At 40.5% G+C, this 26,756-nt stretch carries 30 protein-coding genes; 25 read left to right on the forward strand and 5 right to left on the reverse strand.

Translation table 11 applies throughout. The features are described 5' to 3' along the window. The 23 genes from ACNOGP_RS13395 (at window position 1) to ACNOGP_RS13505 (ending at window position 22,096) form a co-directional block, all read left to right on the forward strand. Complete coding sequence (locus ACNOGP_RS13395) at window positions 1–786, forward strand: glycosyltransferase family 32 protein (RefSeq protein ID WP_418213014.1); 786 nt, start codon at window positions 1–3, stop codon at window positions 784–786. Continuing rightward, window positions 787–1,911: a glycosyltransferase gene (locus ACNOGP_RS13400; RefSeq protein WP_418213015.1), complete on the forward strand. Its 1,125-nt coding sequence runs from the start codon at window positions 787–789 to the stop codon at window positions 1,909–1,911. An 85-nt stretch (window positions 1,912–1,996) separates the two neighbouring features. Then, window positions 1,997–2,161: an acyltransferase family protein gene (locus ACNOGP_RS13405; protein WP_418213016.1), complete on the forward strand. Its 165-nt coding sequence runs from the start codon at window positions 1,997–1,999 to the stop codon at window positions 2,159–2,161. Between the two features lie 49 nt (window positions 2,162–2,210). After that, on the forward strand, window positions 2,211–2,954 hold the full coding sequence (locus ACNOGP_RS13410) for an acyltransferase family protein (protein WP_418213017.1): 744 nt from the start codon (window positions 2,211–2,213) through the stop codon (window positions 2,952–2,954). 7 nt (window positions 2,955–2,961) lie between these two features. Next, window positions 2,962–3,990: an acyltransferase family protein gene (locus tag ACNOGP_RS13415; RefSeq protein WP_418213018.1), complete on the forward strand. Its 1,029-nt coding sequence runs from the start codon at window positions 2,962–2,964 to the stop codon at window positions 3,988–3,990. An 84-nt stretch (window positions 3,991–4,074) separates the two neighbouring features. Next, the gene (locus ACNOGP_RS13420) at window positions 4,075–5,103 is read left to right on the forward strand and encodes an acyltransferase (RefSeq protein ID WP_418213019.1); all 1,029 of its coding nucleotides are present in this window, start codon (window positions 4,075–4,077) and stop codon (window positions 5,101–5,103) included. A gap of 1 nt (window position 5,104) precedes the next feature. Further along, on the forward strand, window positions 5,105–6,313 hold the full coding sequence (locus ACNOGP_RS13425; RefSeq protein WP_418213020.1) for a glycosyltransferase: 1,209 nt from the start codon (window positions 5,105–5,107) through the stop codon (window positions 6,311–6,313). A gap of 3 nt (window positions 6,314–6,316) precedes the next feature. After that, window positions 6,317–7,381: an EpsG family protein gene (locus ACNOGP_RS13430; RefSeq protein WP_418213021.1), complete on the forward strand. Its 1,065-nt coding sequence runs from the start codon at window positions 6,317–6,319 to the stop codon at window positions 7,379–7,381. Window position 7,382: 1 nt separating this feature from the next. Further along, on the forward strand, window positions 7,383–8,180 hold the full coding sequence (locus tag ACNOGP_RS13435; protein ID WP_418213022.1) for a glycosyltransferase family 32 protein: 798 nt from the start codon (window positions 7,383–7,385) through the stop codon (window positions 8,178–8,180). A gap of 42 nt (window positions 8,181–8,222) precedes the next feature. Then, window positions 8,223–8,585 (forward strand): hypothetical protein, encoded by a 363-nt coding sequence (locus ACNOGP_RS13440; protein WP_418213023.1) that lies wholly within the window; start codon window positions 8,223–8,225, stop codon window positions 8,583–8,585. Beyond that, window positions 8,579–8,914: an IS66 family insertion sequence element accessory protein TnpB gene (gene tnpB, locus ACNOGP_RS13445; protein WP_349073185.1), complete on the forward strand. Its 336-nt coding sequence runs from the start codon at window positions 8,579–8,581 to the stop codon at window positions 8,912–8,914. Before ACNOGP_RS13440 ends, tnpB begins: the two co-directional genes overlap by 7 nt. A 72-nt stretch (window positions 8,915–8,986) precedes the next feature. After that, on the forward strand, window positions 8,987–10,780 hold the full coding sequence (gene tnpC, locus ACNOGP_RS13450) for an IS66 family transposase (RefSeq protein ID WP_418213024.1): 1,794 nt from the start codon (window positions 8,987–8,989) through the stop codon (window positions 10,778–10,780). 92 nt (window positions 10,781–10,872) lie between these two features. After that, window positions 10,873–11,670, forward strand: coding sequence for a glycosyltransferase (locus ACNOGP_RS13455; protein ID WP_418213025.1), 798 nt, complete (start codon window positions 10,873–10,875; stop codon window positions 11,668–11,670). Between the two features lie 28 nt (window positions 11,671–11,698). Next, window positions 11,699–12,682, forward strand: coding sequence for a glycosyltransferase family 2 protein (locus ACNOGP_RS13460; RefSeq protein ID WP_418213026.1), 984 nt, complete (start codon window positions 11,699–11,701; stop codon window positions 12,680–12,682). A 2-nt stretch (window positions 12,683–12,684) separates the two neighbouring features. Further along, window positions 12,685–13,833, forward strand: coding sequence for a glycosyltransferase family 4 protein (locus ACNOGP_RS13465; protein ID WP_418213027.1), 1,149 nt, complete (start codon window positions 12,685–12,687; stop codon window positions 13,831–13,833). 44 nt (window positions 13,834–13,877) lie between these two features. Further along, window positions 13,878–14,897 (forward strand): NAD-dependent epimerase/dehydratase family protein, encoded by a 1,020-nt coding sequence (locus tag ACNOGP_RS13470; protein ID WP_195533110.1) that lies wholly within the window; start codon window positions 13,878–13,880, stop codon window positions 14,895–14,897. Between the two features lies 1 nt (window position 14,898). Beyond that, window positions 14,899–15,531 carry a sugar transferase gene (locus ACNOGP_RS13475; protein WP_349069538.1) on the forward strand — a complete coding sequence of 211 codons (633 nt, stop codon included), beginning with the start codon at window positions 14,899–14,901 and terminating at the stop codon, window positions 15,529–15,531. 178 nt (window positions 15,532–15,709) lie between these two features. Continuing rightward, window positions 15,710–16,516: a sugar-transfer associated ATP-grasp domain-containing protein gene (locus tag ACNOGP_RS13480; protein ID WP_349069537.1), complete on the forward strand. Its 807-nt coding sequence runs from the start codon at window positions 15,710–15,712 to the stop codon at window positions 16,514–16,516. A 110-nt stretch (window positions 16,517–16,626) separates the two neighbouring features. Next, on the forward strand, window positions 16,627–17,631 hold the full coding sequence (locus ACNOGP_RS13485) for a sugar-transfer associated ATP-grasp domain-containing protein (protein WP_418213028.1): 1,005 nt from the start codon (window positions 16,627–16,629) through the stop codon (window positions 17,629–17,631). A 12-nt stretch (window positions 17,632–17,643) separates the two neighbouring features. Beyond that, window positions 17,644–18,543, forward strand: a complete 900-nt coding sequence (locus ACNOGP_RS13490; protein ID WP_418213029.1) for an aldo/keto reductase family protein — start codon at window positions 17,644–17,646, stop codon at window positions 18,541–18,543. A 10-nt stretch (window positions 18,544–18,553) separates the two neighbouring features. Next, on the forward strand, window positions 18,554–19,747 hold the full coding sequence (locus ACNOGP_RS13495) for a diaminopimelate decarboxylase (protein WP_418213030.1): 1,194 nt from the start codon (window positions 18,554–18,556) through the stop codon (window positions 19,745–19,747). Between the two features lie 5 nt (window positions 19,748–19,752). Further along, the gene (locus ACNOGP_RS13500) at window positions 19,753–20,760 is read left to right on the forward strand and encodes an ATP-grasp domain-containing protein (RefSeq protein WP_195476691.1); all 1,008 of its coding nucleotides are present in this window, start codon (window positions 19,753–19,755) and stop codon (window positions 20,758–20,760) included. Between the two features lie 70 nt (window positions 20,761–20,830). After that, entirely contained in the window at window positions 20,831–22,096 is a 1,266-nt protein-coding gene (locus ACNOGP_RS13505; RefSeq protein WP_418213031.1) for a DegT/DnrJ/EryC1/StrS family aminotransferase, read from the forward strand. A 100-nt stretch (window positions 22,097–22,196) separates the two neighbouring features. On the opposite strand, the gene ACNOGP_RS13510 is transcribed toward ACNOGP_RS13505, so the two are convergent. The 3 genes from ACNOGP_RS13510 to ACNOGP_RS13520 all read right to left on the reverse strand — a co-directional run bounded on the left by ACNOGP_RS13510 (window position 22,197) and on the right by ACNOGP_RS13520 (window position 23,304). Continuing rightward, window positions 22,197–22,610, reverse strand: coding sequence for an N-acetylmuramoyl-L-alanine amidase (locus ACNOGP_RS13510; protein WP_418213032.1), 414 nt, complete (start codon window positions 22,608–22,610; stop codon window positions 22,197–22,199). Between the two features lie 4 nt (window positions 22,611–22,614). Beyond that, on the reverse strand, window positions 22,615–22,722 hold the full coding sequence (locus ACNOGP_RS13515) for a smalltalk protein (RefSeq protein ID WP_152276068.1): 108 nt from the start codon (window positions 22,720–22,722) through the stop codon (window positions 22,615–22,617). A gap of 90 nt (window positions 22,723–22,812) precedes the next feature. Beyond that, entirely contained in the window at window positions 22,813–23,304 is a 492-nt protein-coding gene (locus ACNOGP_RS13520) for a DNA-binding protein (protein ID WP_143865711.1), read from the reverse strand. Between the two features lie 220 nt (window positions 23,305–23,524). Between ACNOGP_RS13520 and ACNOGP_RS13525 the strand changes: the two genes are divergently transcribed. Beyond that, entirely contained in the window at window positions 23,525–23,743 is a 219-nt protein-coding gene (locus tag ACNOGP_RS13525; RefSeq protein ID WP_143865713.1) for a DUF4248 domain-containing protein, read from the forward strand. A gap of 168 nt (window positions 23,744–23,911) precedes the next feature. Here ACNOGP_RS13525 and ACNOGP_RS13530 read toward each other — a convergent pair whose 3' ends face one another. Beyond that, window positions 23,912–25,756 carry a DUF3987 domain-containing protein gene (locus ACNOGP_RS13530; protein ID WP_418213033.1) on the reverse strand — a complete coding sequence of 615 codons (1,845 nt, stop codon included), beginning with the start codon at window positions 25,754–25,756 and terminating at the stop codon, window positions 23,912–23,914. Window positions 25,757–25,784: 28 nt separating this feature from the next. Beyond that, a complete protein-coding gene (locus tag ACNOGP_RS13535; RefSeq protein WP_029425931.1) occupies window positions 25,785–26,411 on the reverse strand; it encodes a BT4734/BF3469 family protein in 627 nt (208 codons plus the stop codon). Between the two features lie 166 nt (window positions 26,412–26,577). Here ACNOGP_RS13535 and ACNOGP_RS13540 point away from each other — a divergent pair, with 166 nt between their 5' ends. Then, window positions 26,578–26,718, forward strand: a complete 141-nt coding sequence (locus ACNOGP_RS13540; RefSeq protein ID WP_007761114.1) for a hypothetical protein — start codon at window positions 26,578–26,580, stop codon at window positions 26,716–26,718. The last annotated feature ends 38 nt before the right edge of the window (window positions 26,719–26,756 follow it).

Consider the following 26,756-nt stretch of genomic DNA (forward strand, 5'->3'; position numbering starts at 1 on the left):
ATGATACCCAAAATTATTCATTTTACTTGGTTCTCTAATGAAGTTTATCCGCAGAAAGTTAGGGAGTGTATTGACTCATGGAAACAATATATGCCCGACTACGAGATTATCCATTGGGATATGAATCGTATTAAGGATATTGGGATCCCTTTCTTAAAAGAAGCATTGGCTGCAAAGAAATGGGCGTTTGCTGCTGACTACATCAGGCTATATGCTGTATATCACTATGGTGGTATATATCTTGATACAGATGTTCAGGTATATAAGTCGTTTGACACAATGTTGGATAAGGAATGTTTTATCGGTCGTGAAAACAGTTGGCACTTTGCTAATGGACATGATACTGTATGTTATCTTGGTTCACATTGTTTTGGAGCTGTGAAGGGACATCCATTTATAGGAGATGCCTTGGAATACTACAATAGTATACAATTTCTGAAGACAGATAATCCAAACGTACCAAATGTATTGAAGCAGAATATAACTATTATACCATACATTCAAGCCGAATATGCAAGAAAATACGGATATAATTGGAATTACTCGGCACCACAGCATCAGTTGTTGGAGAATGGAATTGAAATCTATCCATGTAATTATTTTGATGGAATGGCTGGTGATCCTGAGGCATATTGCGTTCATTTGGCTGTAGGTTCATGGCGCGAAGAGTATAATACTTATGCCGATAATACGATCTCTTGGAAATACAAGATTGAATGGCGTATCATAGCACTCCTGAAGAAAATTCTTCGCAAGCATCAATACGACATTATTAAGATTACATAGATGAAAAAGAAAGTTCTTTTTGTAATCGAATCTCTCTCTGGAGGTGGCGCTGAGATGGTGCTGAACACTTTGGTGCAGAAGTTTGATTACAACAAATATGATGTGACGGTATGTTCGTTAGTTGATGTAGGTAAGTACAACGATGTCATCAAACGTACTTGTAACTATAAATATGTGATACCTGATTCTACAGGAAAATCACTCCTTTTTCGTCTGTGGTGTAGACTACTGTATCATTTGGTCTATTTTTGGCTACCATTAAAGTGGGTGTATAAACTCTTTATTCCAAAGGGATTTGACACGGAGGTGGCATTTATAGAAGGCTTGGTTACAAAGTTGTTACAATATTCCTATAGGTGCAAAGTAGCATGGATACATTGTGATTTGAAAGAATTTCCATGGCCGGTGGATACTGGAATATACAAGAATCTTGAAGAGGAAAAGAAAGTGTATTCGCAGTATGATAGGATTGCGGTTGTCTCTAACTCATCGAAGAATCATTTTATTGAAATCTATGGACTTGATGATCGTACGCGATGTATCTATAATCCGATAGATAAGAAATTAATTCGAGAAAGAGCCGGTTCGGAAAAGCGAGACTCTAAAGATAGCAAGTTCCGTTTCATTACAGTGGGACGTCTTACGGAAGCAAAAGGCTTTGATCGTTTGATAGAAGCATCAGCTCGTTTGAAACAGGATGGTTTTGATTTTGAACTTTGGATAGTTGGTGAAGGTGCTGATCGCGGGAAGTTTGTAGCTTATAGCTTAGAACTTGAAGTTCAAGAATATGTGAGATTCTTAGGGTTTCAGGCGAACCCTTACATGTATATGAGTCAATGTGATTGCTTTGTGTGCTCAAGCCGAACAGAAGGCTACAGCCTTGTTATAGCCGAAGCAATGTGTGTGGGGCTTCCTGTCATCAGCACCCGATGTGCGGGGCCTGAAGAGATTCTCGAAGGTGGAAAGTGGGGGGTGATGGTTGATAACTCCACCGATGACCTGTATGAAGGCATGAGGCAGATGTTGATTGATGATAAGACGGAAGAGTATAAGGAGCTATCATTGGAGCGTGCCAAGAGCTTTGATATCGAGAAAACAATGAGTGAAGTTTATAGTGTGTTGTAAATAGTTGATAATTAAATGTTAATAAATGCTATAGGGGGGTAAATCAGGAAGCAAGAAAGTCTTCAGATCCTCGAATTTTGAACTCTTGCGACTTGTTTGCATGCTTTTGATAATTTGTGGACACATCATTATGATTCATGGATATGATACGGTAGGAGATAGTTCGTGGTACATAAAGCAGATTTTCACCCCTTTCTGTACGGTTGCTGTAAATATATTTGTTTTAATTTCCGGTTATTTTTGGTATTAAACTAAACACCAAGAAACTTTGGTCGCTAAACTGTATGTGACGTTATATTGTGTTCCTTGTTCTGGCTCTTGGTTTAGGAATTCATGCATTATCCATATCGAAAGATTGGATGCAGCTTGTGCCTGTTGTTACAAAGCAGTACTGGTTCATTACGGTCTATTTTGCGTTATGTTTGATTAGTCCCTTCTTGAACAAGCTTGTGGAGGTACTGGATAAGGAAATGTACAAGAAACTATTGATAACGAGCATTGTGCTCTTCTGCATTCTACCCACTTTTGCTGTTATTCTCAACTTTAAGACAATAACTCTTGATTCTGGTTATGGCTTGGTGAACTTTGTGTTCCTCTACCTTATGGGAAGATATATTCGGTTGCATAATAGATTTGAACTCAGCAAATACAAGTATCTTGGTTTATACATAGTATGCATGTCCATCATGGCTGCTTTCCAGATATGCTATTCTAAACTTCTGGGGTTCGACTTTGATGCACTCATTAGCTATGATACCTTCTTCACTTTCGTGGGATCTGTAGGTTTATTCATGTATTTTCGTGAATTGTCGTTCTCAAATACTATGATAAACCAACTTGCTAAGCCTTGTCTTGCAGTATATGTCATACATCTGAATCCTTTGATATTTCACTACATCTTTGATGATATTCTGCATACAAAAGCATATAGTGGATACAGCTATGTTACCTTCCTGCTGGTTGCACCACTTGTCATCTATCTCGCATGTGCTGTAATCGAGTTGTGTAGAAATAAAGCAGTTTTATTACTTATAAAACAATAGAGTTATCATGCAATTACTTGCATTCAATAAAGACAGAACAAATGTCATCAAGGGAGTAGCGATCCTTATGATGATATGGTTACACGCTTTTGAATCTTCTGATTATTCACGATACATCTCATTTGTGTGGATAAGTGGAAGGCCATTGGCGTCATGGCTACATGATGCTTGTAATCCTGTAGGTATATTTATGGTGGTGAGCGGATATGGAATGTTCTTTTCATACCTCAAAGCAAAGAAAGACGGGTTGTCAGCTATCAAATGGCAATATTCCTTGGCAAGAATAATACGTCTCTATGTGCCATTCTGGATAGCCACATTACTTGCAACGTGCATAGCAAGACCACATACTGTTGTGGATAAGTTGACTGATATCCCAATGTTGATTGCCAATCTTACTGCCTATAATCCTACTTACAACATTGTAGGTTGGTATATAGCTCCTTTTGTGTTGACAAGTCTCTTAATAGATCGAATTTTCAAGTGGTTTGAGAAGTATGAAATTGTTTTTCTTATTTTCGGATTATTGTATTACTATGGCATGGCAAAGGTTTATGGCATGGCGTACGATAGAATAGCAGAACACCCTTGGTTATTAATATTGTGTAGGACATCCGAGTTTTATTTGCCAATGATGCTTGGTGCATCAGCTGCAAAACATTCGTCATGGAACTGTAAGTTTATAATGCATGAAAAGATTGTTACAGCTATTTGTGCAGTTGTTGTAATCCTAATGTTTGCATATAGCTCATGGAAGGGCATTCCGGCTTATCCTGTGTATTGTGCGGTATTGGTGCTGCTGATAGCCAATATCAGGTTAAGTAGATACTCAGAGAAGATATTTGTATTCCTTGGAGTACACTCCATGAACATTTGGTTTATACATGCTTTCTTTTTCAAATGGGCGTTTATGGCTCAATATCCTATATTTATTCTCATAACTGACATTATAATCAGCATAGGACTATCTTATGTGATTAATTTTCTGTCTAATCCCATTGTAACAAGACTTATGAAGCTTGCGCGAGACTATTAATGAGAGGGTGTTTTACTTTAAAAATGTAACCCTAATTAATTGGAAGGGTACTATGGTTAAGATGCTGAATAAGATAATAAAATAATGGGAAAACAACGCACAATATATCTTGATATAATTCGCATTGTTGCTTGCGTCATGGTTATAACAATGCATGCGCCCATTCCGGGGGAGGGAGCATCGGCACATGGTCCATTCCTTGTTTTTAGTAGTTATCTAACATCTCCTTGTGTCCCTTTATTCTTTATGGTTAGTGGATCTTTATTACTACCATGTAAGGAGGGGATAACAGCTAGCTTATATATAAAAAAACGTATAGGTAAGATAGTAGGTCCTACTATTTGCTTTTCAATATTTTATATAATGTTGAATATTAGTAAATTATCTGTTTTAGGGGGGATGACGGACTTGTTTTCTATTCCTTTTACTGCACAAGGACATGGAATTTTATGGTTTATGTACACACTTGCAGGTTTGTATTTACTCGTGCCGGTTGTCTCCCCTTGGTTGAGGAATGCATCAAGACATGAGATTGAGATATACTTGGCTTTGTGGCTTGTTACACTACTTTATCCTTATATTGGGCTTGTATTGGAAATAAATACAAGCGATACAGGCTTACTATATTACTTCTCAGGTTATGCCGGATATTTTTTGCTTGGTCATTATATGAGTAGATATGCGTTACCGTTGAGATGGTTAGTGTCCGTAGTCTTGCTGGTGCTACCTCTACCGGTTCTTAATAAAATACTTGGGTGGGAACTCGACTTTTATTCTGTGTTTTGGTATTTGTCAGCTCCTGTTGCTGTAATGGCGGCAGGGTGGTTTGCTTTGATTAAAATCATATTTGAGAAGATAGAGATGGGGAAAGCTTTATTGAATTTCATAGTTACAGTGAGTAATTTAAGCTTTGGTATGTATCTTGTTCACATATTTGTGATGCGTACATTGTTGTATAAATGGTCGTTCATACAAGATTTTAATGATTATTATATACAGACCTTTGTTGTGGTTGTGTTAACATGCATAGGTTCATTTGGCATCTGCTATATAATTTCAAAATTGCCACTATCGCAGTATATCATAGGATATACTGTGCATAAGAAAAAATAGTATGAAGAAACGTGTGTTTATCAATATCCATTATTTAGAAATTGGTGGAGCTGAGCGTGCTTTATTGGGGTTACTGTCTGCTCTTAATCCTGAAAAAGTAGATATAGATTTGTTCGTAAATCAGCATATAGGAGAATTTATGTCGCTGATTCCAGATTATGTAAATTTGTTGCCTGAAATACCGGAATATGCTTGTGTTGAACGTCCTATAAAGAGTATTGCTAAAGAGGGACATATAGGAGTGGCTTTACGTCGTATGTGGGCAAAGCATAAACATAAACAGTATCTTAAAACTTTGTCCATTGAGGAACGGCAGCACGATGCCAGTGTATTCCAATATATTGCAAATGCTGTAGAGGGTGCTTTACCATCTTTGGAATATTTTAATGAATATGACCTTGCAATAAGTTTTTTGCAGCCCCACAACATTGTTCTCAATAAAGTAAAGGCCAAAAAGAAAATATGCTGGATACACACTGACTATTCCACCCTTCATGTGAATCATGATTTGGAGTTGCCCGTGTGGAAAGCTTTTGACTACGTGGCTTCAATTAGTGATGATTGTACAAAGACATTTTTGCAGACATTTCCTGAATTGAAGGATAAAATTGTGCTGATAGAGAATATCCTTTCGCCTCTCTTTGTGCGTCAGCAAGCCGAATTAGAGGATGTGTCGGTCGAAATGCCTGATGAATTAGGTGTGGTGAAGATTCTCACCATAGGCCGTTTTTCTCCCCCCAAAAAAATAGAGGGTATTCCTCATATTTGTTCCGAGATGGAGCGATTAGGTGTCAATTTCAAATGGTATATCATAGGCTATGGTCACGACACTAATATTCAGGAGACACTTGATAAGTACCAGATGCGCCACCGTATGATATTATTAGGTAAGAAAACCAATCCTTATCCTTACATAAAGGCTTGTGATATTTATGCTCAGCCCAGTATATACGAGGGGAAAAGTGTGACTGTGCGCGAGGCTCAAATGTTGTATAAGCCTGTAGTAATAACTGATTATCCTACTGCGAAGAGCCAAATAACAAGTGGGGTAGATGGAGTGATTGTATCACTCGATGAGATGGAGACTGCAAAAGGAATTGTAGAGTTTATAAAAAATAAAAAGTTGAGAGAACAAATAATAGAATATCTTCGTACTCATGACTTTGGTAATGAGAAAGAGGTGGATAAAGTTTATATGTTGATGAAATAGAGTATGATTCCTGCATATTTATATAAATATATCTATCTGCTGCTTGTTACCGTTTTAACATTGACGGTAGTGAAATATAGAAGAAGTTTAAAAGTGAATGAAAGTATCATTGGCAGTGCGTTGCTGTGCTCGTTTATGGTACTTTTCATAGGTTTCCGACCGCTTTCTGTATATTTTGTGGATATGGTCAATTACGCCCACTGGTGGGGAGCTACTTGGTGGGGATTTAATTGGGATGTGGAGAATTTGTTGTTTGATAATCTATATCAATATATGGGAAGCGTTTTTCCCGATGCTACTGTTTTCTTTGTGCTAATGGCTACCATTTATTTCACTGGGATGCTCGTTGTTTGCCGGAAGTTGTTTCCATCCAATACGTTAATCGTGTTCTTAGTTTATTTAGCTGCTTTTTCTACCTTTTCGTATGGTACGAATGGTATCAAGGCGGGGGCAGCTGCTTCCTTGTTTTTGGTGGCGTTGGCTTATAGAGATAATATCGTAGTTTCCATTTTATTCTTGTTTTTGTCATGGGGCTTTCATCATTCTATGCAAATGCCGGTAGCTGCATATATTCTGACTTTAATATTTAAAAATAAGAAGTGGTATTTCTATGGATGGCTATTTTGTTTATTGATGGCTGTGGCGCATGTATCTTTCTTTCAGGAACTTTTTGCCGGAATGACGGATGAGTCAGGTGCAGGTTATCTCAATTGGGATACAAATGACGATTGGGGAGGGAAAAGTGGCTTTCGCATAGACTTTGTAATATATAGTGCAATGCCTGTAGTTATGGGATACTATGTAAAATTTAAATATCAATTAGAGGATAGGTTTTATGATATAATACTATATATGTATTTAACTTGTAATGGAATATGGATGCTTTGTATGTATGCACAGTTCACAAACCGGATAGCGTACTTATCGTGGTTTATGTATCCGATATTGTTGGTTTATCCATGTTATGCCATTGTTGATAAGAATCATCCGTTAGTATTGGTACGGCAGAAGGTTGTATTGTTGCATTTGGGATTTACACTATTTATGGTCTTAATTTATTATGCTTAATATGATACCTAAAATAATTCATTACTGTTGGTTTGGCGGTAACCCGCTCCCGGAAGATGCGAAGAAGTGTATTGCATCGTGGAAAAAATACTTGTCCGATTATGAAATTAAAGAGTGGAACGAAAGCAACTTTGATGTCAATTACTGTCCTTATGTAAAAGAGGCATATGCAGCAAAAAAATATGCCTTTGTGAGTGATTATGCACGTTTTTTTGTACTTTATCAAGAGGGGGGACTGTACTTCGATACAGATGTAGAGATTATAAAGAATATAGATTACATAATTGCTGCAGGAAATTTCATGGGATTTGAGAAGAGCTTAGCTACGAAGCTGCAGGAAGGTGGGGCTACACCAAGAACTTCTGTTCTTGGTGTAGCTCCGGGACTCGGCCTTGGGGTGAACCCGGGGCTCGCTTTGTTGGGTGAATTGCTTGACTTTTACGAAGCAAAAGAGCATTTTTCAATTGAAGATGGTACAGTGGTAGACTACACTACCGAATTGTTGCGAAAGCATGGACTTGTAGAGGAACATCGCTTACAGAAGGTTGCTGATATAACGATATATCCGGCTGATTACTTTTGTCCTATGGACTCTACGACAGGAATCACGACTATAACAGAAAATACCGTTTCTATTCACCATTATTCGTGCTCATGGATAGATCATAATACGCTTAATTGGTATCTGCATATTTTAAAGAATAAACTTATCGGCTTGTTGGGCGAAAAATGGGTAATGAGGATCAGTAGAATATTAAAAAAGATAGCTAATGGTAAGCAGTCAAAAATTGGCTCATAATTGAAATCTCTATCTTCGCTGCGAACAAAAATTTTAGAATTTATGTATAGCAGTGAAGATCTTGAAAGGTTTTACTTTCAGTACCAGACCGAGGCTTTGCCTCATGGAGAATCTCTCCAATCGTTTTGTGTTAAGAACAAAGTTCCTTATAACATCTTTCAGAAATGGTACAGGGATACCCGTAGAAAAGTAGTTGAAGTCCAGGTTGATGGTGCTCCTGCAATTGGTCATGAGGAAAAATCCAGTGACATTGATCAATCTCAACCGGTATCACCAGGCAGAAATGATCACCCGGTTCGTATTTGGGTTGAGATTCGTATCAGCAATGGCTTGCATTTGTCCCAAAAGAATTTAAGCTACCCGGATTTGGTTCGTATGGTAGAGAAACTGGAGGGGTTATGTTGAGTGTTACCGGTCTGAATCATTTTTATTATGTCCGTGACTTTACCGATATGCGTTGTAAGCACAGCCGTGTGCTGTCTGTCATTCGTGAACGGCTTCACCGTGAGCCCAATGATGGAGACGTCTTTATAGTCATGTCTCGCAATCGCAGGATAGTCCGTATGTTTTCATTTGATAATCGTTCATATAGTCTGTTCGAAAAGAAGTTTGTGGCAGGCTATCAGTTCATGAAGGTGGAGCGGAACGGGGCAGATATTGTTTATCGGATTGCCTGGAAGGACGTGGTTTTGATTCTTGAGAATCCTATAGTTAAAACATTAAAAATCAGATAATCAATCTATTTATCCACTTGCGGTTTTGTGATTATTTTATTACCTTTAATGCTGTAAATCAAAGGTTTAAGTATGATCGATCTGCAAGATATAATTACAACAAAACGAGAGTTGTTGAGTAGGGAAACCTACTCACGCAACCCTATAAATTATAGTGCAGGTATGGCAGAGGATCAGAAAGAGCGGTACATACAATACCTTGCCGAACAGAATCAGGATCTTCGGTTGACAAGTGATGCCATGAAGCTTGTTTTGGAGGATTTTATGGCTCAGATGAAGGATCTGAAGGCTCAGGTGTCCTCTATGGAATCGAAACATGCTGACCTTGAAAATCGGTTATCGGAAGAGCATAAACTTCGCAAATCGGCTGAGCGTAAGATAAAATCACTTCAAGAAAAACTTGATTATGCCCATCAGGAACGTTTTGGTGATAGACGTCAAAAGATACAATCTAAAGCTAAAACAAGTGATTCAGACCGCCGGAAGGAGAAAGATGATTATGATGGAACCGATGATACGCTTCGTACGGATTCGGTTGATCATGCTCCATCTCAAGAGGTAAAAGAGTCTTCCAGGAAAGAGCGTGATTTATCCAATCGCCCTGACGGTTATAAAAGGATGGGAGTAGTTGGAGAGGCGACAGAGCATCCTTCCGATTTGACAAAGGTTCCCGGTCGCATCATTGAAAGGAGAATGGTACGGGTGTTCAGTTTCCGTACTTTCCTTACGGAAGAATGTTTTGAGATGGTTCATTATGCAGAGCCTGGTAAAAAGCCCAGGTGGGGTTATTTCCCTTCTGAAGGCCATCCGGAGGTGGTGACCAGATTCGAGGGTACTAAAGCTACTCCTGAATTTCTGCAGGCTATCGCCTATGAAGTTTATGTGAAGAATGTGACTTTCGGTCTTCTTCACCAATGGCTGACAGATATGGGCATGACCGTTTCTAAAAACACATTGCGCAACTGGCTTAAGAAAGGTAAGACATACCTGGATGAATTGGTCTGTGTATTGAAGTCCATAGCTTTGGAAAAAGACTCGATAGTGAACTGCGATGAGACCTGGTGTAAGGTGCGTAAATACGATCACTATAAGAAGTGCTATATTTGGGTTCTGGTCAACAAGGCTCAGAAAACAGCCATTTTCTTCTATGAGAATGGCTCGCGCGGTCGTGATGTACTTACAGACTTTTTGGGCGATGCAGAGTTGAAGAGTATTATGTCCGACGGATACAATGCTTATGTATTTATCGGCAATGAGCTGAAATCAGCCCGGTTTAAAGATACTGTACACCAGGTTTGTATGTCACATGCCAAGAACAAGTTTGTCAAGGCTTCCAATCAGGGTGGTGAACCGACTGCAGAACGCTTTTCCGAAATTTTAAAGGAGTTCTTTATGAGGGAGCGTAAATACGATGATGCCGGATTAACTCCCAAGGAAAGGTTCCGAGAAAGGCAAAGCCTGGCAACGAAGGAACTTCTGATAGAGTTACGCAGCTTGTTGGACAGTGAACTGACAAAGGATTCAGAATTTAGAAGCCGGTATTATAAAGAAGCTCTCAATTATCTGAACCGGTTCTGGAAAGAGCTCTTTGCTTACTTGGATGATGGTGAATTACCGATAGACAACAACCTGGCTGAGCGAACCATTCGAAAGCTGACTACCCAACGCAATAATTCACTTCATTATGGTAGTGATGCCGGTGCAGAGATGGCAGCAACTTATCACAGTGTGATTGGAACGGTAAAGCTTCATGGCAGTTCTGTCTGGAACTTCATCGGAACTTTTTTCAAAAATATCTTTAACGGATGCAGGGATTATGTTAACATGGTTCCTGACAAAATCACTTTGGCTACCAGCCAATGTTAAATTCAAGACTAATTAATTAACAAAACTCGGTTTAGGGCACTGAAAAGTGCCCTTTCAAAGGGGGATGCCCTAAATTGAGTGCTTACTAGCTAATGAGTGAATCACCTCGTATAACTGTTATTATGGGCATATACAATTGTGCCGACACTTTAATAGAAGCTCTTGAATCGTTGGAGAACCAGACGTATAAAAGATTTAAAGTTGTTCTTTGTGACGATGGGTCAAAGGATAATACTTTAGAAGTTGCATATAAATGGGCGGAGACGCATCCCAATTATATTGTGATATGGAATAAACGAAATATTAAACTTGCTGCTACACTCAATCATTGTTTGGATTATGTCGATACAGAGTATGTGGCGCGTATGGATGGTGATGATATTTCTTTGTCGACTCGTTTTGAGAAGGAGATAGATTTTCTTGATAAACATCCTGAGTATGCATTTATAAGTTGTCCAATGATTTATTTTGATACAGATGGGGATTATCGAATAGGGAGGGCTAAGGCTGAACCGACTAAAATAGATTTTACTCGTAATACACCTTTTTGTCATGCTCCGGTATTAATGCGTCGAAATGCTCTTGAGGTAATAGGCAGATATACGGCAGAACCTAAAACAGAGCGTATAGAGGATTATTATTTATGGCATAAGTTTTATTGTAAAGGTTATAGAGGATATAATTTACAAGAACCATTGTATAAGATGCGTAACGGACGTGATGCTTTTGCTCGCCGTAAATTCTTAGATCGTTGGCGTGGGTATAAGGTAACTACTGAAGTTTGTCGGAATCTGGGCTTCTCTTATCCTTGGGTTTATGGAATACCAGCTTTTTTGAAAGCTTTTGTTCCTAGTTTTTTAGTTAGAATTATAAAAACAAAGTTACGTTAATATTATATTGGATTTGTTTTTAACAAGTATGGAATTTCCTAAAATAACGGTCATTGTACCAGTTTATAATGTTGCCGCTTACATAGAAAGGTGTGCCGTTTCCTTATTTCAGCAGACTTTGGATAGTTTGGAGATTTTGTTTGTAGATGACTGTAGCCCTGACAATTCTGTAGAAATTATAAAAGATACCCTCAAAAAATATCCGAATCGGAATTTGCTTACACGAATTATTCGGATGGCGTCTAACAGCGGCCAAGCCGCTGTTAGACGCCAGGGGGTAATTGAGGCTACAGGACAATATATAATTCATTGTGATGGAGATGATTGGGTGGACTTGGATTTATACGAACGATTATATGATACTGCTGTAGAGAAAGGGGCGGATATTGTAGTATGTGACGAGATACATGAATGTTATGATGGTTCCCATTTGCAAAAAGTGGGACTACTGCCCGAACATTGCAAGGATGTTATAAAGAATTGGTATAAAGCTACACTTGGAATGTTTTGTCACAACAAATTGGTGAAACGTTCGCTCTATACAGAACATGCTATATTGCCATGGGTAGGGTTAAATATGTGGGAAGATAATGGCTTGTTGGCTCGTCTATTTTATTACGGTGATAAATTGGCGCAGGTTCATGATTCATATTATCACTATAATAGAACTAATATAAATGCTATGACCTCAGGATATGGAATTAAACAGGTAGAACAGATGATAAGTATTGCAGAGCATTTAACTGAATTTTTTGAGTCTAGGCCTGACACTAAGGATTTTGATAAAACTGTGAAAGCTTTTCAGTTTTTAGCGAGAATAAATTTTGTAGTGGATAGTTTTGCTAATTTACGTCGATATAATAATACTTTCAAAGGTTCAGAAACTATTATTCATGAACTCGATCTGAATGCATTTTCGGCAAAAGGTCGCTTTCGCTTCCGTATGGTGAAGTATCATTTAGGATGGCTTTTTGTGTTAATGTTCAAAATAAAAAAATTCTTATACAGATAAGAATGGATAAGCCTAAAATAATCCGTGCGTGCACGGTTCCTCAGTCATTGGGTTTTGTGAAAGGTATGCTATCCGATCTTCAGGAAGAGTACGAGGTCGTGTTGCTTTCATCATCGGGCCCTGAGTGGAAAGAAATACGCCAGTCATATTCTGATGTGAAGTGTATTGAGCTGAATATGGAGCGCCACATATCTCTAGTGAAAGACATAAAGTCATTGTGGCAGATGTGGCGTACATTTCATAAGGAGAAGCCAAGAATGGTACACTCCATGACTCCCAAGGCTGGATTACTTTGTATGGTGGCGGCTTGGATGGCTGGTGTACCTGTACGGGTACATACATTTACGGGCTTGTTATTTCCTACTACTGTTGGATTGAAACGAAAGATTCTGATGGCAACGGATTGGATCACTTGTGCTTGTGCCACGTACATTATTCCTGAAGGGGAGGGGGTAAAAAATGATTTGTTGAACAATGACATTACTAAAAAGCCTATTAAGGTATTGGGATATGGCAGTTGTCGAGGTATTGATCTCACACAATTTGATAAAACCTCAGAGGTGATGGAGCAGGCCGCACAATTGCGTAAAGATGGTATTTGCACTTTTATCGCAGTGGGGCGTTTGGTGGGTGACAAGGGGATCAATGAGCTGGTTGAAGCTTTTGTTAAACTAAACAAAGAAAATAATGATACACGTTTGATCCTTGTAGGGTGTTATGAAGATAATCTTGACCCTCTTAAAATAGAAACGCATAATTTGATTGAAAGTTGTGACGCTATTGAATATGTTGGTCAGCAAAGTGACGTACGTCCTTGGTTTGCGGCTTCGGATGTTGCTGTGCTTGCATCTTATCGAGAGGGATTTCCAAATGTGGTAATTGAAGCAGGAGCTATGGGACTTCCTCAAATAGTTACTGATATAAATGGAGCACGAGAAATCATTATTGAGGGTGAGAATGGAATTATTGTTCCTTCAAAAAGTGTCATTGCTCTGTACGATGCTATGAGGTGTATGCTTAATGTAAATTACCGCTACTTACTTGCTGTGAATGCACGTAGGCTCATTGCTTCGAGATATGAGCAAAGTTTTGTACGCCATTGTTTGTACGATTTTTATGATAAGATATTAAATAAGAATTTTAACGACTAACTGATTTATAAGTGATTGTTGATATAATAAATAAATAGTAAGCAATGAAAACAGTAATAGTATTTGGGGCTACAGGAAACCTTGGAGCATACATAGCTTTACATTTGAAAGAAGAAGGATACAATGTGATCGCAGTAGGTCGTAGAAAGGATGATAACGGATTCTTTGCTTCCAAAGGTATGAAGTATTTATCGGTCGATATTACCAACTTTGAAGATTTCAAGTGGTTGCCTCAGGATGAGGTAGACTGTGTGGCTCACTTTGCAGGAGAGTTACCTTCCCGTTATTCTTTTCATGCTAGTGATCTAGTGCAGTCGATCACCATTGGAACACTTAATGTCTTGGAATATATGCGTTCATGTGGTTGTAAGAAAATTATTTTTCCGCAGACTCCTTCGGATATGTGTAAGTATCACAATAATGGTTCTGTAATACCTGTTGATGCTCCTCGCCATTTTCCACTTACCGGTGATCATAGTATATATACTATTGCTAAAAATGCAGCGGTGGATCTCATAGAGCATTACCATGCGGAGTATGGGTTTAGCCGTTTCATATTACGTTTTTTCACAATCTATCAATATCATCCCAACGCTTATCACTATCGTGATTTCCAGTTTCATCTTATGCCATATCGTATGCTTATGGACCGGGCTTCCAAAAGTCTTCCCATTGAAGTATGGGGAAACTGTAAAAAAGCCAAAGAAATGGTTTATATCAAAGATTTTGTGCGTGTAGTTGAGAAGTGTGTTTCATCCCCACTTGAAGGCGGTATGTATAATGTGGGTAATGGGTGGCAGGTATCGCTTGAAGAACAGATAAAAGGTATTATAGAGGTATTTTCTCCAAAGGATAAGCCTTCAGAAATTATTTATTGCCCCGAGAAATCTGATCCTTTGGAGAATGCCTTTGACGTAAGCAAGACGTTCAGTGAACTTGATTATAAACCTGAATTCAGCTATATTGACCAACTCCGTGACTTTAAGAAAGAAATGGAGGAGGAACCGATGGCTCAATTGTGGGGTGTAAAGACAGATTATCCCAAAAACTGTAAAAACAAATAGGATGTACGCACATTTTTTTAAACGCATAATAGACTTTTGGATAGCATTGGTCACCCTTATACTTATCAGCCCAGTCTTGTTAATAATCACGATTCTTCTTTATGTTTTCAATGAGGGTGCTGGCGCTTTTTTCTTGCAGGAACGTCCGGGATTACATGGAAGGATATTTAAGATTATAAAGTTTAAGACTATGAATGAACGCAAGGATGCGTCAGGCAAACTTCTTCCGGATGTACAGCGTATTACCAAGTTTGGTCGGTTTGTCCGTAATACATCTCTTGACGAACTTCCGCAGTTGATTAATGTGTTGAAAGGGGATATGGCACTTATTGGTCCTCGTCCGTTATTGGTTAAATATCTTCCTCTTTATAGTAAAGAACAAATGCGTCGTCATGATGTCCGTCCTGGTATGTCCGGTTGGGCACAGTGCCATGGACGTAATAATTTGTCATGGACTAAGAAGTTTGAATTGGATGTCTGGTATGTGGATCATGTAAGTCTGAAAACAGATTTTGTAATAATCTTTACTACCATTAAGAAGGTGCTTTTTAAAGAGGATATCAATGCGGATAGTCAGAAAGTCAAAGGAAAGAACCTGCAGGTGACTATCCCGGAATTTAATGGTAATAACTAAATAATATTAAGTAATGAAGGTGAAATCGTTATTCAATTATTTGTCCAAGTGTAACAGACGAATAAATGAGTTAGTAAAAGTTAATCGGGGGGGGTACTTCTTGATATGGATTGATTATATAAGTGCGTTCGTGTGCCATGGCTGTTTAATAGATCATTATGTAGATGGGAGGTTCTATATGTATAGCGAAAGTGTTCGTAAGCAGATAATGACTTATCGTCGTTTATGTAAATTCATCCGTATATGTAATAAACCTGAAGAGATAGAACTGCTGAATAATAAGATTGAGTTTAATCAGAAATTCTCAAAATTGGTTAGTCGTAAATGGGTACATTCGACAGAGATGAATCGCGATCAGTTTGGAAACTTGTATAATAACTGTGATAGGTTGATCATAAAACCTTTGGATAAATGCGAAGGCAAGGGAATATATGCTTTAGATTTAAAGCATACAGAGGAAGAACGTAATCAGGTCTTTGAACAACTTTCAAAACAAGATTTATTAATCGAGGAGTGTTTAGTACAGCATCCTAGTTTATCCTTCTCGAATGTGTCAGTGAACACGATTCGTGTTAATTCTTTATTAGATAAGGATGGTAACGTGCATCTTTTTAAAGCTGTATTAAGAGTAGGTATCGGCGACTCTGTTGTAGATAATTATAATGCGGGTGGTGTTGAATATCCGATAGATATTGAGACTGGTATTATTTCATCCTTGGGCTTCCATGATAATAAATTACATTGCGTATATCATCCATTGTCAGATAAAGTAATGCCAGGAGTTAGTATTCCTTATTGGGATAAGGTGCTTTTTTGCGTAACAGAAGCGTCAAAGCAACTTCCATTATGTCGTTTCGTTGGTTGGGATGTTGCGATTATAAAGGATGGAGTTGAGCTAATTGAAGGTAACCATAATCCAGGATATGTGAGTATGGAGTATTTTGGTGAAATTGGTTGGTATGGTAATCTTAAAAAGTATTTGTAAACATGATGCATACGATTATATATAAATCAAAGAACGCTTTACTTCAGATTCTTTCGAAGCGTATGGGGAAGGCCGCAACTCGAGCGGAGTTGTATAGTAAGTCAAAAGATATGAAATTGCCCGAGTTGACTGTAGCCGAGAAAGAGGCTGTTAGTGTATTTTGGAAAGGTTACCCTATAAATTGGCGCTATTGGAAATTCTATAAAAAGGCAGGCTTCTTTAGTGCGGACTTAGTACCAGATGATCTTTATACAAGGTTCATATTGCGAGTCTTGAATCCTCTATGTTATTCTCAGAGCCTGCATGTAAAGAATTTATATCCGATATTTTTTACAGCACTGGAGCAACCTAAGGTCCTGATAAATAGAATAGGAGGGGTTTCGTATGACAGTAAACAAAATATATTATCTGAGAAAGAAGCTCTGCATATTCTAAAATCAGTTGACAAACTAATTATCAAACCAACGAGTGGAAGTTGTGGTGGAGATGGTATAAAAATAGTTTCTCCTCACAGTTGCTCCGTGGAAGATATTGCCAATATATTGAAAGACTATGGGCATTCTTATATCTGTCAGGAAATATTGGAGCAGAGTGAACTGACGGCTCAATTTAATAGAACTTCCTTGAATACATTCAGAATTAATACGCTTAATCTGAATGGTAAGATTACTGTAGAGAACATCATGTTCCGCCATGGTCGCAACAATTCGATTGTAGATAACTTCGGTTTAGGCGGAGTCTGTTGTGGTGTTAATAACGATGGCACATTTATAGGTCGGGCAATAGATGCATCGTTGAATAATTACGATAAAACTCCTTTTGGGGCCTCTTATTGCGACATTGCTATTCCGGAAACATCCATCATTGTCGATTACGCAATAAGGGCGCATCGACAGTATTTACCAATGATAGGTCATGCTGCATGGGATTTTGCACTGTCCGAAACAAATAATCCAGTTTTTATAGAGGTAAATCTCGGATGGCCGGGGCTTGTTTCAGAACAGCTATCATCCGGACGCTCTATTTTCAATGATAGAGTAGATGAAGTGTTAGCTTATGCACAAAAATACTATGGCAATCTTAGATTTACAGACTTCTTAGGTAATTGGCTTTAATCCTATTGAATAATGAAATATATAGAATTAAATAATGGCGTGCAAATGCCGCAGGTGGGCTTTGGCACTTATCGTATAGATAATGGAATGCTCCCTCGAGTATTAAACGAGGCATACCAATTGGGATACAGACAGTTTGATACTGCTTGGAGATATGGCAATGAATCTGTTATTGCTAGTACATTACACGACTATAATATCAAGAGGGAAGATGTCTTTATTACGACAAAAATTAATTTGGACTCTCTATATTTTTGGGGTTATCATTATGGTATTGATAGACTAAAGAATTGGCGCAATTTTAAGTCAATAAAGAAGGCTGTTCAGGAGTCTTTTGATAATCTGAGAATGGATTATATAGATTTGTTCTTAATTCATCATCCATACCATAACTTCATGGAAATGTATGAGGTTTTGACAGACTTCTATAAGCAAGGAAGAATAAGGGCAATTGGTGTTAGTTCATTTTTGCCTTGTCATCTCAAGGCTCTGCATGAAATTTCGGATGTCGTTCCTGCTGTGAATCAGTTTGAAATTAGTCCCCTTAATACTCAGAAGGAATTGATAAAATATTGTCAAGATAATGGTATAGCTGTTGAGGCAATGTCTACCTTCAGCCATTTCAGATCTAACGAACCGCGTAAGGAAATAACAGAAAGTGAGGTGATTAAGCCTATTGCACAAAAGTATAATAAATCTATTGTTCAAATTGTCTTTAGATGGCTAATACAGCAGAATATCATTGTGATACCAAAGACATGGTATCCTCAGCACATGAAGGAGAACATATCTGTCTTTGATTTTGAACTGACAGTTGAGGAAATGGCGATAGTAGATACAATGAATCAGGGACGTTATCTTAACTATGACCCTACAGCTATGGCTAAGTATGCTCCTAAAAAATATCGTTAAATATATACCAATGTCTGAAGGTTTAAATTTACTAAATATTCAATCACCTTGCTTCGTCTTAAATGAACAAGACTTTAAGCAGGGAATCCATGAGTTTGATTATGCATTGAATAATCATTTTCCTCACCATATCGTCGGTTATTCAGTAAAAACAAACTCCCTGCCGTATGTTGTAGCAAAGGCGAGGGATTTCGGTTGCTTTGCGGAGGTCGTTTCGGATGATGAACTGGAACTTGCTTTAGCATGTGGATATGGGATGAAGGAAATTGTTTTTAACGGTCCGATGAAGTCGAAGTCTCAGTTCCTTGAAGCTGTAATGGGAGGTGCAATTGTCAATATTGAGACGCATCGAGAAATAGCTTGGTTGAAGGAACTACCGATTGATGGGCATTATAAGGTAGGCATCCGTCTCAGTGTGAATATCTCGGATATTTCCCCCGAAGATGCCGATGGGGATAACGATTTTAGTCGTTTTGGCTTCAACGACTCCACAGACGAGTTTGCGCAAGCAGTAGCGGCTATTCGTGCTATACCTCAGGTATGCCTTGTGGGACTACACATTCATCGTACGACCCATGGGCGTAGCGTTCAGTTTTATCGTCGTTCGGTAGCCTATGCTGCAAATGTGATATGGAAGTATGGGCTATGCTTGGATTATCTTGATGTTGGCGGTGGATATTACGGGATATTTCGCAATGCTCCAACCTTCAATGAGTATGCTACCGCTATCTATGAAGCTTTGGATGAAGCGGGGTTGATAGATTTGACTATTATCGTGGAGCCGGGTAATGCGCTGATTGCCGCTGCCTTCAGTTATTATTCAAGGATAATTGATGTGAAGCGTTTGCCCGATTGTACCATACTCACTACAGATGGTAGTCGTAATGATGTAGATCCCTTCTTCCATAAAGACCGATATATGACAGAAATACACAGGAAAAAAGAGAGTGCAAAAGTTGTGCCGTTGCAAATAGTGGCGGGTGCTACTTGTTTGGAGTATGACCAATTGTTCAGGTTAGAAAACCAACAGGAAATGGAGGTTGGTGATGTGATTGAATATAAGAATGTAGGTGCCTACACCTTATCGTTAACGCCAATGTTTATCAACTATTTTCCAAGAGTATATTCACTTTCTTCTGATGGGCTGAAACTTGTTCGTGATAAATGGACAGCAAAAGAATACATACAAAAATCAAATATATAATCCCAATGAAACCTAGTATTTTGTTTAGCAGTGCAGGAAGGCGTGGTCGTTTGCTTCGTAACGCACAAGAATCGATCGGTTCAAAATGTGATATCAATGCAACTGATAATAATTCAACAGCCCCTGCACTGTACTTTGCGACAAACGAATATGTTGTTCCGCGTATCAATGATCCCGAGTATGTTGATACGGTGCTTGATATCTGTAAAAAAGCTAATGTAAAGGCTATAACCACTCTCATAGATCCTGAGATTGAGATTCTCTCTGCGAATCGTGAAAAATTCCTGGAGGCTGGTGTGTTGCCGCTTTGTCCTGCAGATGAGATTACTGCTCGTTGTTGTTTTGACAAATATGAGATGTTCAAATATCTCACGGAGAAAGGTATTCCTACTCCGTTGACTTATCATGACTTTGATGAATTTAAGAAGGGAATAGATGAAGGTAAGATCTCTTTCCCTATATTTATGAAACCCATTTGTGGAAGTGGTAGCGTTGGTGCTCATAAAGTGAATACTATGGAGCAAGCCGAGGCTGATTGGTTCTCTGGTGAACATGATTATATTATTCAGGAATTGATGACTGGGGGAGACTGTGATGCGGATGTTTATGTGGATGCTATTAGTCATAAAGCTGTCGCAGCTTTCTTGAAACGTAAGATTGAAACTCGTATTGGTGGAGCAAGTAAGACGATCTCTTACAAAGATCCTATGTTGTTCGCTTTTATTGAGAAGGTTGCTTCAGTATTCAAATTTTGCGGTCCTCTTGATATGGATTTCTTCATTAAAGATGGTCAGTATTATTTATCAGAAGTAAATCCACGTTTTGGTGGTGCCTACTTACATGCTTATGGAGCAGGTGTCGATTTCTTCCCTCTTATTTGGAACAATATGAATGGAATAGAGAATCAATCTCAGATTGGTCAGTATGACGAGGATATACTTATGCTGATGTACGATGATGTGGTTATACGAAAGAAATCTGAGTTAGTGAATGATAATTTTTCAATATTGTAAAGTCAAAAGCTAGATAAAGTTAGAGAAACTATCTTTGATGGTACTAAGAAAGTGATAATTAATTAACATTATGAGCTACATTCCTGAAAAAACAATTTACCTCTGCCTTGCTCACATGAGTGAGGAGGGGATTGAACAGAAATATGTAAAAGAAGCATTTGATACTAATTGGGTAGTACCTTTAGGACCAAATGTGAATGCGTTTGAGAATGATCTCAAGAACTTTGTCGGAGGAGAAAATGAGGTTGTGGCTTTGAGTGCCGGTACAGCCGCTGTGCACCTTGCTCTTATCGGCTGCGGTGTGCAGCCAGGTGATGAAGTATTGGTGCAATCCTTCACTTTCTGCGCTTCTTCGCATCCTATCACTTATCTTGGTGCAAAGCCGGTATTTGTGGGTTCGGAAAAAGAGACTTGGAATATGGATCCTGTACTGCTTGAAGAGGCTATCAAAGATCGCATTGCAAAAAACGGTAAAAAGCCTAAGGCTATTGTGCCTGTGGCGCTTTATGGTATGCCTTATGATTGCGAGCGCATCATGGAGATTGCCAATCGTTATGATATTCCTGTGGTAGAGGATGCAGCTGAGGGATTCGGCTCCAAATTCGGTGGTAAGGTGCTGGGCACTTTCGGCCGTTTCGGTGTACTTTCTTTCAACGGTAACAAGATGATTACTACATCGGGTGGTGGCGCCCTAATCTGCCGGAATGCTGAGGATAAGAATACCATTATGTGGTATGCGACCCAAGCTCGGGATGCTTATCCTTACTATCAGCATACTGCGATCGGTTATAATTACCGCATGAGTAATGTCTGTGCAGGTATAGGTCGCGGGCAGATGACCGTTGCTGATGCTCATATTGCTCACCATAAGCATGTGCAGGCACTTTATGAAGAATTGTTGGCGGATGTGGAAGGCGTGCATATTCACAAGCAACCTGCTGATTCCCGCTATGATTCTAATTTCTGGCTTTGTACTGCTACCATCGATCCGGAAGTGAAGGTGATAGGGCAGGAGAATGCCTATAAGGAAGTTATCAAGACTGCTGTGGGTGGTGCTGCCGGTGTGATTAAAGCCGTAGATAGTGCTATAACTGACTGTCAGCCGAATGAGAATGTGGAAGCATTACGTATATTCATGCTATCTAAGAGGATAGAATGCAGGCCTGTCTGGAAGCCGATGCATAAGCAGCCGGTTTATGCGGATGCTCCTTTCTATACTAACGGGGTGGAAGAGGATATTTTCAAGGTAGGATTTTGCCTACCTGCAGGTCCTTATGTGACGGATGATGATGTGCGTTATATTGTGGAATCAATCAAAGGAGCGATTGTAAGGTAATGTATAATTAATTGATTGGAATTAACAATTTAGACAATTAAACTGATAAAAACGAATGGCTGACAATGAAATCCTTTGTCAGCCATTCGTTTTTATCAGCTTATATTTGCAAATATTCTTTCACCGCATCAAAGCATGGACATCCTTTCATGGGATTCAAATCATGATGTCCCACAATCAATGCTTTCGGAAACTGTCTTCTCAACTCTCTCAACAAAGCAAGCAAAGCCCCTTTCTGCTCCAATGTGCGCGTATCCTTCGGCTTTCCGTCCGCATCCAGTCCGCCTTCATAACAAACACCTATCGAATGGGCATTATGATTCCGGCAATGTGCCCCGACCTCTTCAAGCGATCGTCCCCTGTGGATTTCTCCGTCCCGTGTGATATAGAAATGATACCCGATGTCGCGGAACCCACGATGGTGGATATGGTCCAGACGACAGGCTTCCGCCGAAAGGGATTTCCCCTCCGGCGTAGCACTGCAATGAATGATAATCAGTGTGATCGTTCTCATCGGCCTACATACAGCTTTGTATTCCGAACACTCCTCCGATAGCGGTGGCTACAGTGATAATGATTTTGAGAACTAGGCCCCATACGGAGCGGCGTGATGATGAATTGCTCATAAAACTACATTTTTAGTGATAAAATAATAAGAATTTAAAGGTAAGTCCTTCATTATAAAGAAGGACTTACACATAGATCGTGACAAGAGATTACTCTGCCGGGTCGGGAGCTTCTCCTCCGTTATCATCCGGGTTTGTATCCGGTGTATTGCCCGAATCGGAACCGCCACCGGAAGCGGTAGGTTTCTGATACTCCGCCTGCTGCTTCAGCTGGCTGTCGAGCTTCAGATTGGTAGTAGACAGATTACCGGTGGCACGGGCTCTGAGGCGCATCCCGGTGATATTCTTCTCCAATGAGAACTCTTCCAGCGTTTCGGCAGCTTTGCTGCGTATGCCCACACCGAAGATGGCAAGGTCATCGATTTTCACACTCTTGCCGTCAAGCAATAACTCCTTGATGCAATCCACCATGTCGGTGAGCACACCTTTGATGACACCACCGGAATACGGAGAATTGTGCTTCGACATGTGTTCGGCAAGTTTGCCGAGGTCATACGTCTCATCGCTTACCGCACGGGCGAACCACTTACCCGCATTCACACCTTTCTTCTGCTGGTTCTGATAAATTTTGTAACGAATCATAAAACAATAAATTAAAGGGTTAAACATTGTGCCGCAGGGATTATTTTCCCTTTTGACGATACAAAGATAACACCTCGAAACTCCGGATAATCAGTAAAGTACGGTTACGGTCATGCTTTGTCTGTTATGTGCAATTATGGTCGGTTATTCAATGGGAAAGCGTTGGCTATGTAGAAATATTTTGTTACTTTTGTGACAGTAAATCAGAAACTTATCCATCATGAAAGAATTCAAGATACGTGCGTATGGCCGTATGGAACTGGCGCAACTCTATTCCCCTGAACTAACCGGCATTGCCGCTTACCGGAAGATGAAGAAATGGATCCTGCGGTGTCCCGGACTTCTGCAACGCCTGTACGATTTAGGTTATCAACCGGAACATCGCTCTTATACACCGCTGGAAGTGCGGGTGATTGTGGATGCTTTGGGAGAGCCTTGATAGAGCAGTGCTTTACATAGGCTAAAGCAGTGCTTTACGACCTCTAAAGCTATGCTTTAGGACTTATAAAGCACTGCGTCTGCCTGACGGTGGGTGTAGCGGGGGTAATGCGCCTATCGGGTGCGGCGGATACGGCGGGTACAACGGGTACACTTTTCCGGGCCTCCCTTACACACGCACACGTGCGCGCGTATAAGTTCCTTTACCGTCCACATTGACAAGCACTCCTCTTTTCGTCAATCGTTTCAACCAGGCGATGGCGGTATTTTCTTTGACTCCCATGTTGACAGCCTGTTCCACCAACTGTGCGCGGGTAAACTCTTCACCCAACTGCTCGAAGAGGAAATCACGGTCGGCATTAGACCGGTGGCTGGTTTCTACGGCAGGAAGGAAAGACAGAATGTGCGTGGCATGACAGTAGAGAGGTTCCGCAAGTGCAAGCACAGCCTTGAAGTCCTTCGGAGTAATGGTGATGTTCCAACGGGGGATGATGCCGTCACTGATGTTGTCGGTAGGAATCTCCTTGTCCGGAGTAAAGGTGGAAACGGGGGATGCCTTGAGCTGATAGGGTTTCGGATTTTCGAGGACGCGCAATACGGCTACTTCCGCCATGATACGGCATAGGTTGACAGCCAGGCGGGCTACGAAACTGTACATTTCTTTGCCGTTAGCTATGCTCGAACGGGTGAACAGGTGGGAGAAGAGCGCGTCGAATTCCTCTTTCTGCTCCATCGTGAGCCGGAGTGTGTGAATCCCATGTGCTTTTATGATGTCCAGTTTCTCTTTCCATTCCAATCCCATGATGGTAAATATCTCTTCCAAATCTATCTTGTCCTCTGTGAACTGGCTTACCCATTTCCAGATGCCATGCAGGTAGTAGTATATTTGACGGGAGAAAGAACCGTCTTCCGTTGTCGGAATAAATGTCTTGACCTGTGACGGAGTTCCGGAAATCAGGACGGAAAGAAAGCTCTTTTTCACTTCACGGTATTCCTGCTCCGTACGTCGGTTGTAGGACAGACGGTCGTGGTCGAACGCTTTGCGGAGCGTGTCACTCCAATGGCCGTAATCCGAGCCTATGGCGGTGGAGAGGGTATCCGCTTCGGCTTCACAGATAAGTCCTGTCCCTTCGGAATCCATGATGTTCTGCAGGATACCCGTACCGGTATTATTGCCGGAAATGAGAAACATCCTGTTGGCGGGCATTTGCGGAGCTTCCATCTTTGCACGTTCTTTGCCCATCGCTTCGTAAGCCGCTTTCTCTTTTTTATACACTTTCATCTGTGCGGCAACTTCCGCACGGATCTGGTCGTGGAGGGGTTCTACGAGTAGCCGGATATAGGAAAGGATGCTTTTGCCGGAGGCGGAAGGAGCGATGATGAAACATTGCATACAGGGATACTGGTATTTGCCGCCGTAAGAACAACGCACGTGCCGTTCCATACAGGAACCTAAAGCTGTCAATGCTCCCAACAGCATGATGTCATGTTGTGCCGTAGTGTTGCCGTAATTTATGATGCGTTGCAGAAACTCCGGCCAGTCGGCTTCGGGGAAGGTGGGGAGCGGGTGCTGCGGTTCACTGCCGGGCAATAGTTCTTCTTCTTCTCCTTCTCCTTCTCCGGAAGTTCCGTTGTTTTGTACCTTATTACGCGCGCACGTGTGTGTGGAAAAAAGGCGGGGTGCATTTACTGTACCTTTTGTACCTGCGGAGCTGTTCATAACTTCGTCTTTGCGGATGGTTACTCCTGCTGTTTCGGCGAGATGGAATACTGTGCCCAGATGCACGTCCCCGTGTTTCGTGGTGAGCGCGTTGGAGAATACCCGTTCGGCGTGTTCGCGTTGATATTTGGCGGACAACCGGCAGATGCGGTGAAAATACTCCCGTCCGGCTTCACCGCAGTCTGTCGCGATGGCAAAGGCCAGTTGTACATATTCGATGTAAGTGGGGGCAATGTCTGCCCCTGCCGTCTCGACAGCTTCGACAAGACGGTGTAAAGATTCGATTTCATCCATTTTTTTTGAGGATTGATTATAAATTATGTTAGATAGTTCTGAACAGTGCTTCCGGGTCGTGGCTCAGGAAACAGGCCCTTACCAGGTCTTTTCCCGAACCGTCTACGCCTTTGGCGGTTGCCGTGGCGGAGTTGTCCGTTTCCGGACCGTACGCCATTTCGACATATTGCATTGCTTTGTCTGTGCTTTCTGTAATATTCCGTACCTCGTCTGTCGGATGTGGCATTCCGGCGGGTATGAAGGCTTTCACACCCCGTCCGCTCGGGCTGATATAGACAAGCACGGGGCGAAGGAAGGGATCGTCGAACAGGGTACGGCGCATTCCGACGGCTTCTTCATAGGAGTCGAGGTGGTCTACGTCTATCACTATCAGTCGTGAGGGGGATACGAAACACTTGCCGGAGCGACGGGTGAATGTGCCGCAGGGAGTCACGTAGGGCAGGAGTGTGGCTTTTGCCGTCCGTATGTCCGGGGTGTTGCGTACTTGCTCGGTCAGGAGCCTGAGGTTTTCGTTGCAGGTAATCATCTGGAAAACCTGTTCGACGGAGACTTCACAGAAGGGGAGAAGTGTGGCGGGAGTGACTATTCGTCCCTGTTCGTCTCTGAGAGGGGCGATGGGAGGCATGAAATAGGACATTCTGTAATTGTTTGACATATTATATTGTTGTAATGAGTTTTAATATCTACCTTTGCGGAGAAATATAAATGTGCTTTATAATATGGCGTAAAATTAATAAATACAAAATAAACCTCATCCCGACATGTCGGGATGAAAGTGAAAATAATTAACTATATCGGTGTATATTTAACATTAAACAAGAATGAAAAAGGACAAAATTTGTTGTGCGGCTTTAGGAACTTACATTGTAGAGTTGCAGAACCGTGTGAAATTGAGAAATGTGGATGTATGTAAGGCACTATCCATCGGGCACTCCGTCTATAATGATTTAAAAAAGGGGTAGATAGCAAATCGAGTAATTACACGAAAGTGATCATATTC

It is taken from the genome of Bacteroides difficilis (assembly GCF_048319815.1).
GTDB classification, from domain to species: domain Bacteria; phylum Bacteroidota; class Bacteroidia; order Bacteroidales; family Bacteroidaceae; genus Bacteroides; species Bacteroides zhangwenhongii.

Excerpts from the sequence above, each read along its gene's own strand:
- ACNOGP_RS13395 (WP_418213014.1), top strand. The coding sequence starts at position 1 with ATGATACCCAAAATTATTCATTTTACTTGGTTCTCTAATGAAGTTTAT.
- ACNOGP_RS13470 (WP_195533110.1), top strand. The coding sequence starts at position 13,878 with ATGAAAACAGTAATAGTATTTGGGGCTACAGGAAACCTTGGAGCATAC.
- ACNOGP_RS13490 (WP_418213029.1), top strand. The coding sequence starts at position 17,644 with ATGAAATATATAGAATTAAATAATGGCGTGCAAATGCCGCAGGTGGGC.
- ACNOGP_RS13515 (WP_152276068.1), bottom strand. The coding sequence starts at position 22,722 with ATGAGCAATTCATCATCACGCCGCTCCGTATGGGGCCTAGTTCTCAAA.
- ACNOGP_RS13525 (WP_143865713.1), top strand. The coding sequence starts at position 23,525 with ATGAAAGAATTCAAGATACGTGCGTATGGCCGTATGGAACTGGCGCAA.
- ACNOGP_RS13500 (WP_195476691.1), top strand. The coding sequence starts at position 19,753 with ATGAAACCTAGTATTTTGTTTAGCAGTGCAGGAAGGCGTGGTCGTTTG.
- ACNOGP_RS13530 (WP_418213033.1), bottom strand. The coding sequence starts at position 25,756 with ATGGATGAAATCGAATCTTTACACCGTCTTGTCGAAGCTGTCGAGACG.
- tnpC (WP_418213024.1), top strand. The coding sequence starts at position 8,987 with ATGATCGATCTGCAAGATATAATTACAACAAAACGAGAGTTGTTGAGT.
- ACNOGP_RS13430 (WP_418213021.1), top strand. The coding sequence starts at position 6,317 with ATGATTCCTGCATATTTATATAAATATATCTATCTGCTGCTTGTTACC.
- ACNOGP_RS13420 (WP_418213019.1), top strand. The coding sequence starts at position 4,075 with ATGGGAAAACAACGCACAATATATCTTGATATAATTCGCATTGTTGCT.
- ACNOGP_RS13485 (WP_418213028.1), top strand. The coding sequence starts at position 16,627 with ATGAAATTGCCCGAGTTGACTGTAGCCGAGAAAGAGGCTGTTAGTGTA.
- ACNOGP_RS13435 (WP_418213022.1), top strand. The coding sequence starts at position 7,383 with ATGATACCTAAAATAATTCATTACTGTTGGTTTGGCGGTAACCCGCTC.
- ACNOGP_RS13540 (WP_007761114.1), top strand. The coding sequence starts at position 26,578 with ATGAAAAAGGACAAAATTTGTTGTGCGGCTTTAGGAACTTACATTGTA.
- ACNOGP_RS13520 (WP_143865711.1), bottom strand. The coding sequence starts at position 23,304 with ATGATTCGTTACAAAATTTATCAGAACCAGCAGAAGAAAGGTGTGAAT.
- ACNOGP_RS13425 (WP_418213020.1), top strand. The coding sequence starts at position 5,105 with ATGAAGAAACGTGTGTTTATCAATATCCATTATTTAGAAATTGGTGGA.
- ACNOGP_RS13535 (WP_029425931.1), bottom strand. The coding sequence starts at position 26,411 with ATGTCAAACAATTACAGAATGTCCTATTTCATGCCTCCCATCGCCCCT.
- ACNOGP_RS13440 (WP_418213023.1), top strand. The coding sequence starts at position 8,223 with ATGTATAGCAGTGAAGATCTTGAAAGGTTTTACTTTCAGTACCAGACC.
- ACNOGP_RS13475 (WP_349069538.1), top strand. The coding sequence starts at position 14,899 with ATGTACGCACATTTTTTTAAACGCATAATAGACTTTTGGATAGCATTG.
- ACNOGP_RS13495 (WP_418213030.1), top strand. The coding sequence starts at position 18,554 with ATGTCTGAAGGTTTAAATTTACTAAATATTCAATCACCTTGCTTCGTC.
- ACNOGP_RS13510 (WP_418213032.1), bottom strand. The coding sequence starts at position 22,610 with ATGAGAACGATCACACTGATTATCATTCATTGCAGTGCTACGCCGGAG.
- tnpB (WP_349073185.1), top strand. The coding sequence starts at position 8,579 with ATGTTGAGTGTTACCGGTCTGAATCATTTTTATTATGTCCGTGACTTT.
- ACNOGP_RS13400 (WP_418213015.1), top strand. The coding sequence starts at position 787 with ATGAAAAAGAAAGTTCTTTTTGTAATCGAATCTCTCTCTGGAGGTGGC.
- ACNOGP_RS13480 (WP_349069537.1), top strand. The coding sequence starts at position 15,710 with ATGTATAGCGAAAGTGTTCGTAAGCAGATAATGACTTATCGTCGTTTA.
- ACNOGP_RS13505 (WP_418213031.1), top strand. The coding sequence starts at position 20,831 with ATGAGCTACATTCCTGAAAAAACAATTTACCTCTGCCTTGCTCACATG.
- ACNOGP_RS13465 (WP_418213027.1), top strand. The coding sequence starts at position 12,685 with ATGGATAAGCCTAAAATAATCCGTGCGTGCACGGTTCCTCAGTCATTG.
- ACNOGP_RS13415 (WP_418213018.1), top strand. The coding sequence starts at position 2,962 with ATGCAATTACTTGCATTCAATAAAGACAGAACAAATGTCATCAAGGGA.
- ACNOGP_RS13455 (WP_418213025.1), top strand. The coding sequence starts at position 10,873 with ATGAGTGAATCACCTCGTATAACTGTTATTATGGGCATATACAATTGT.
- ACNOGP_RS13460 (WP_418213026.1), top strand. The coding sequence starts at position 11,699 with ATGGAATTTCCTAAAATAACGGTCATTGTACCAGTTTATAATGTTGCC.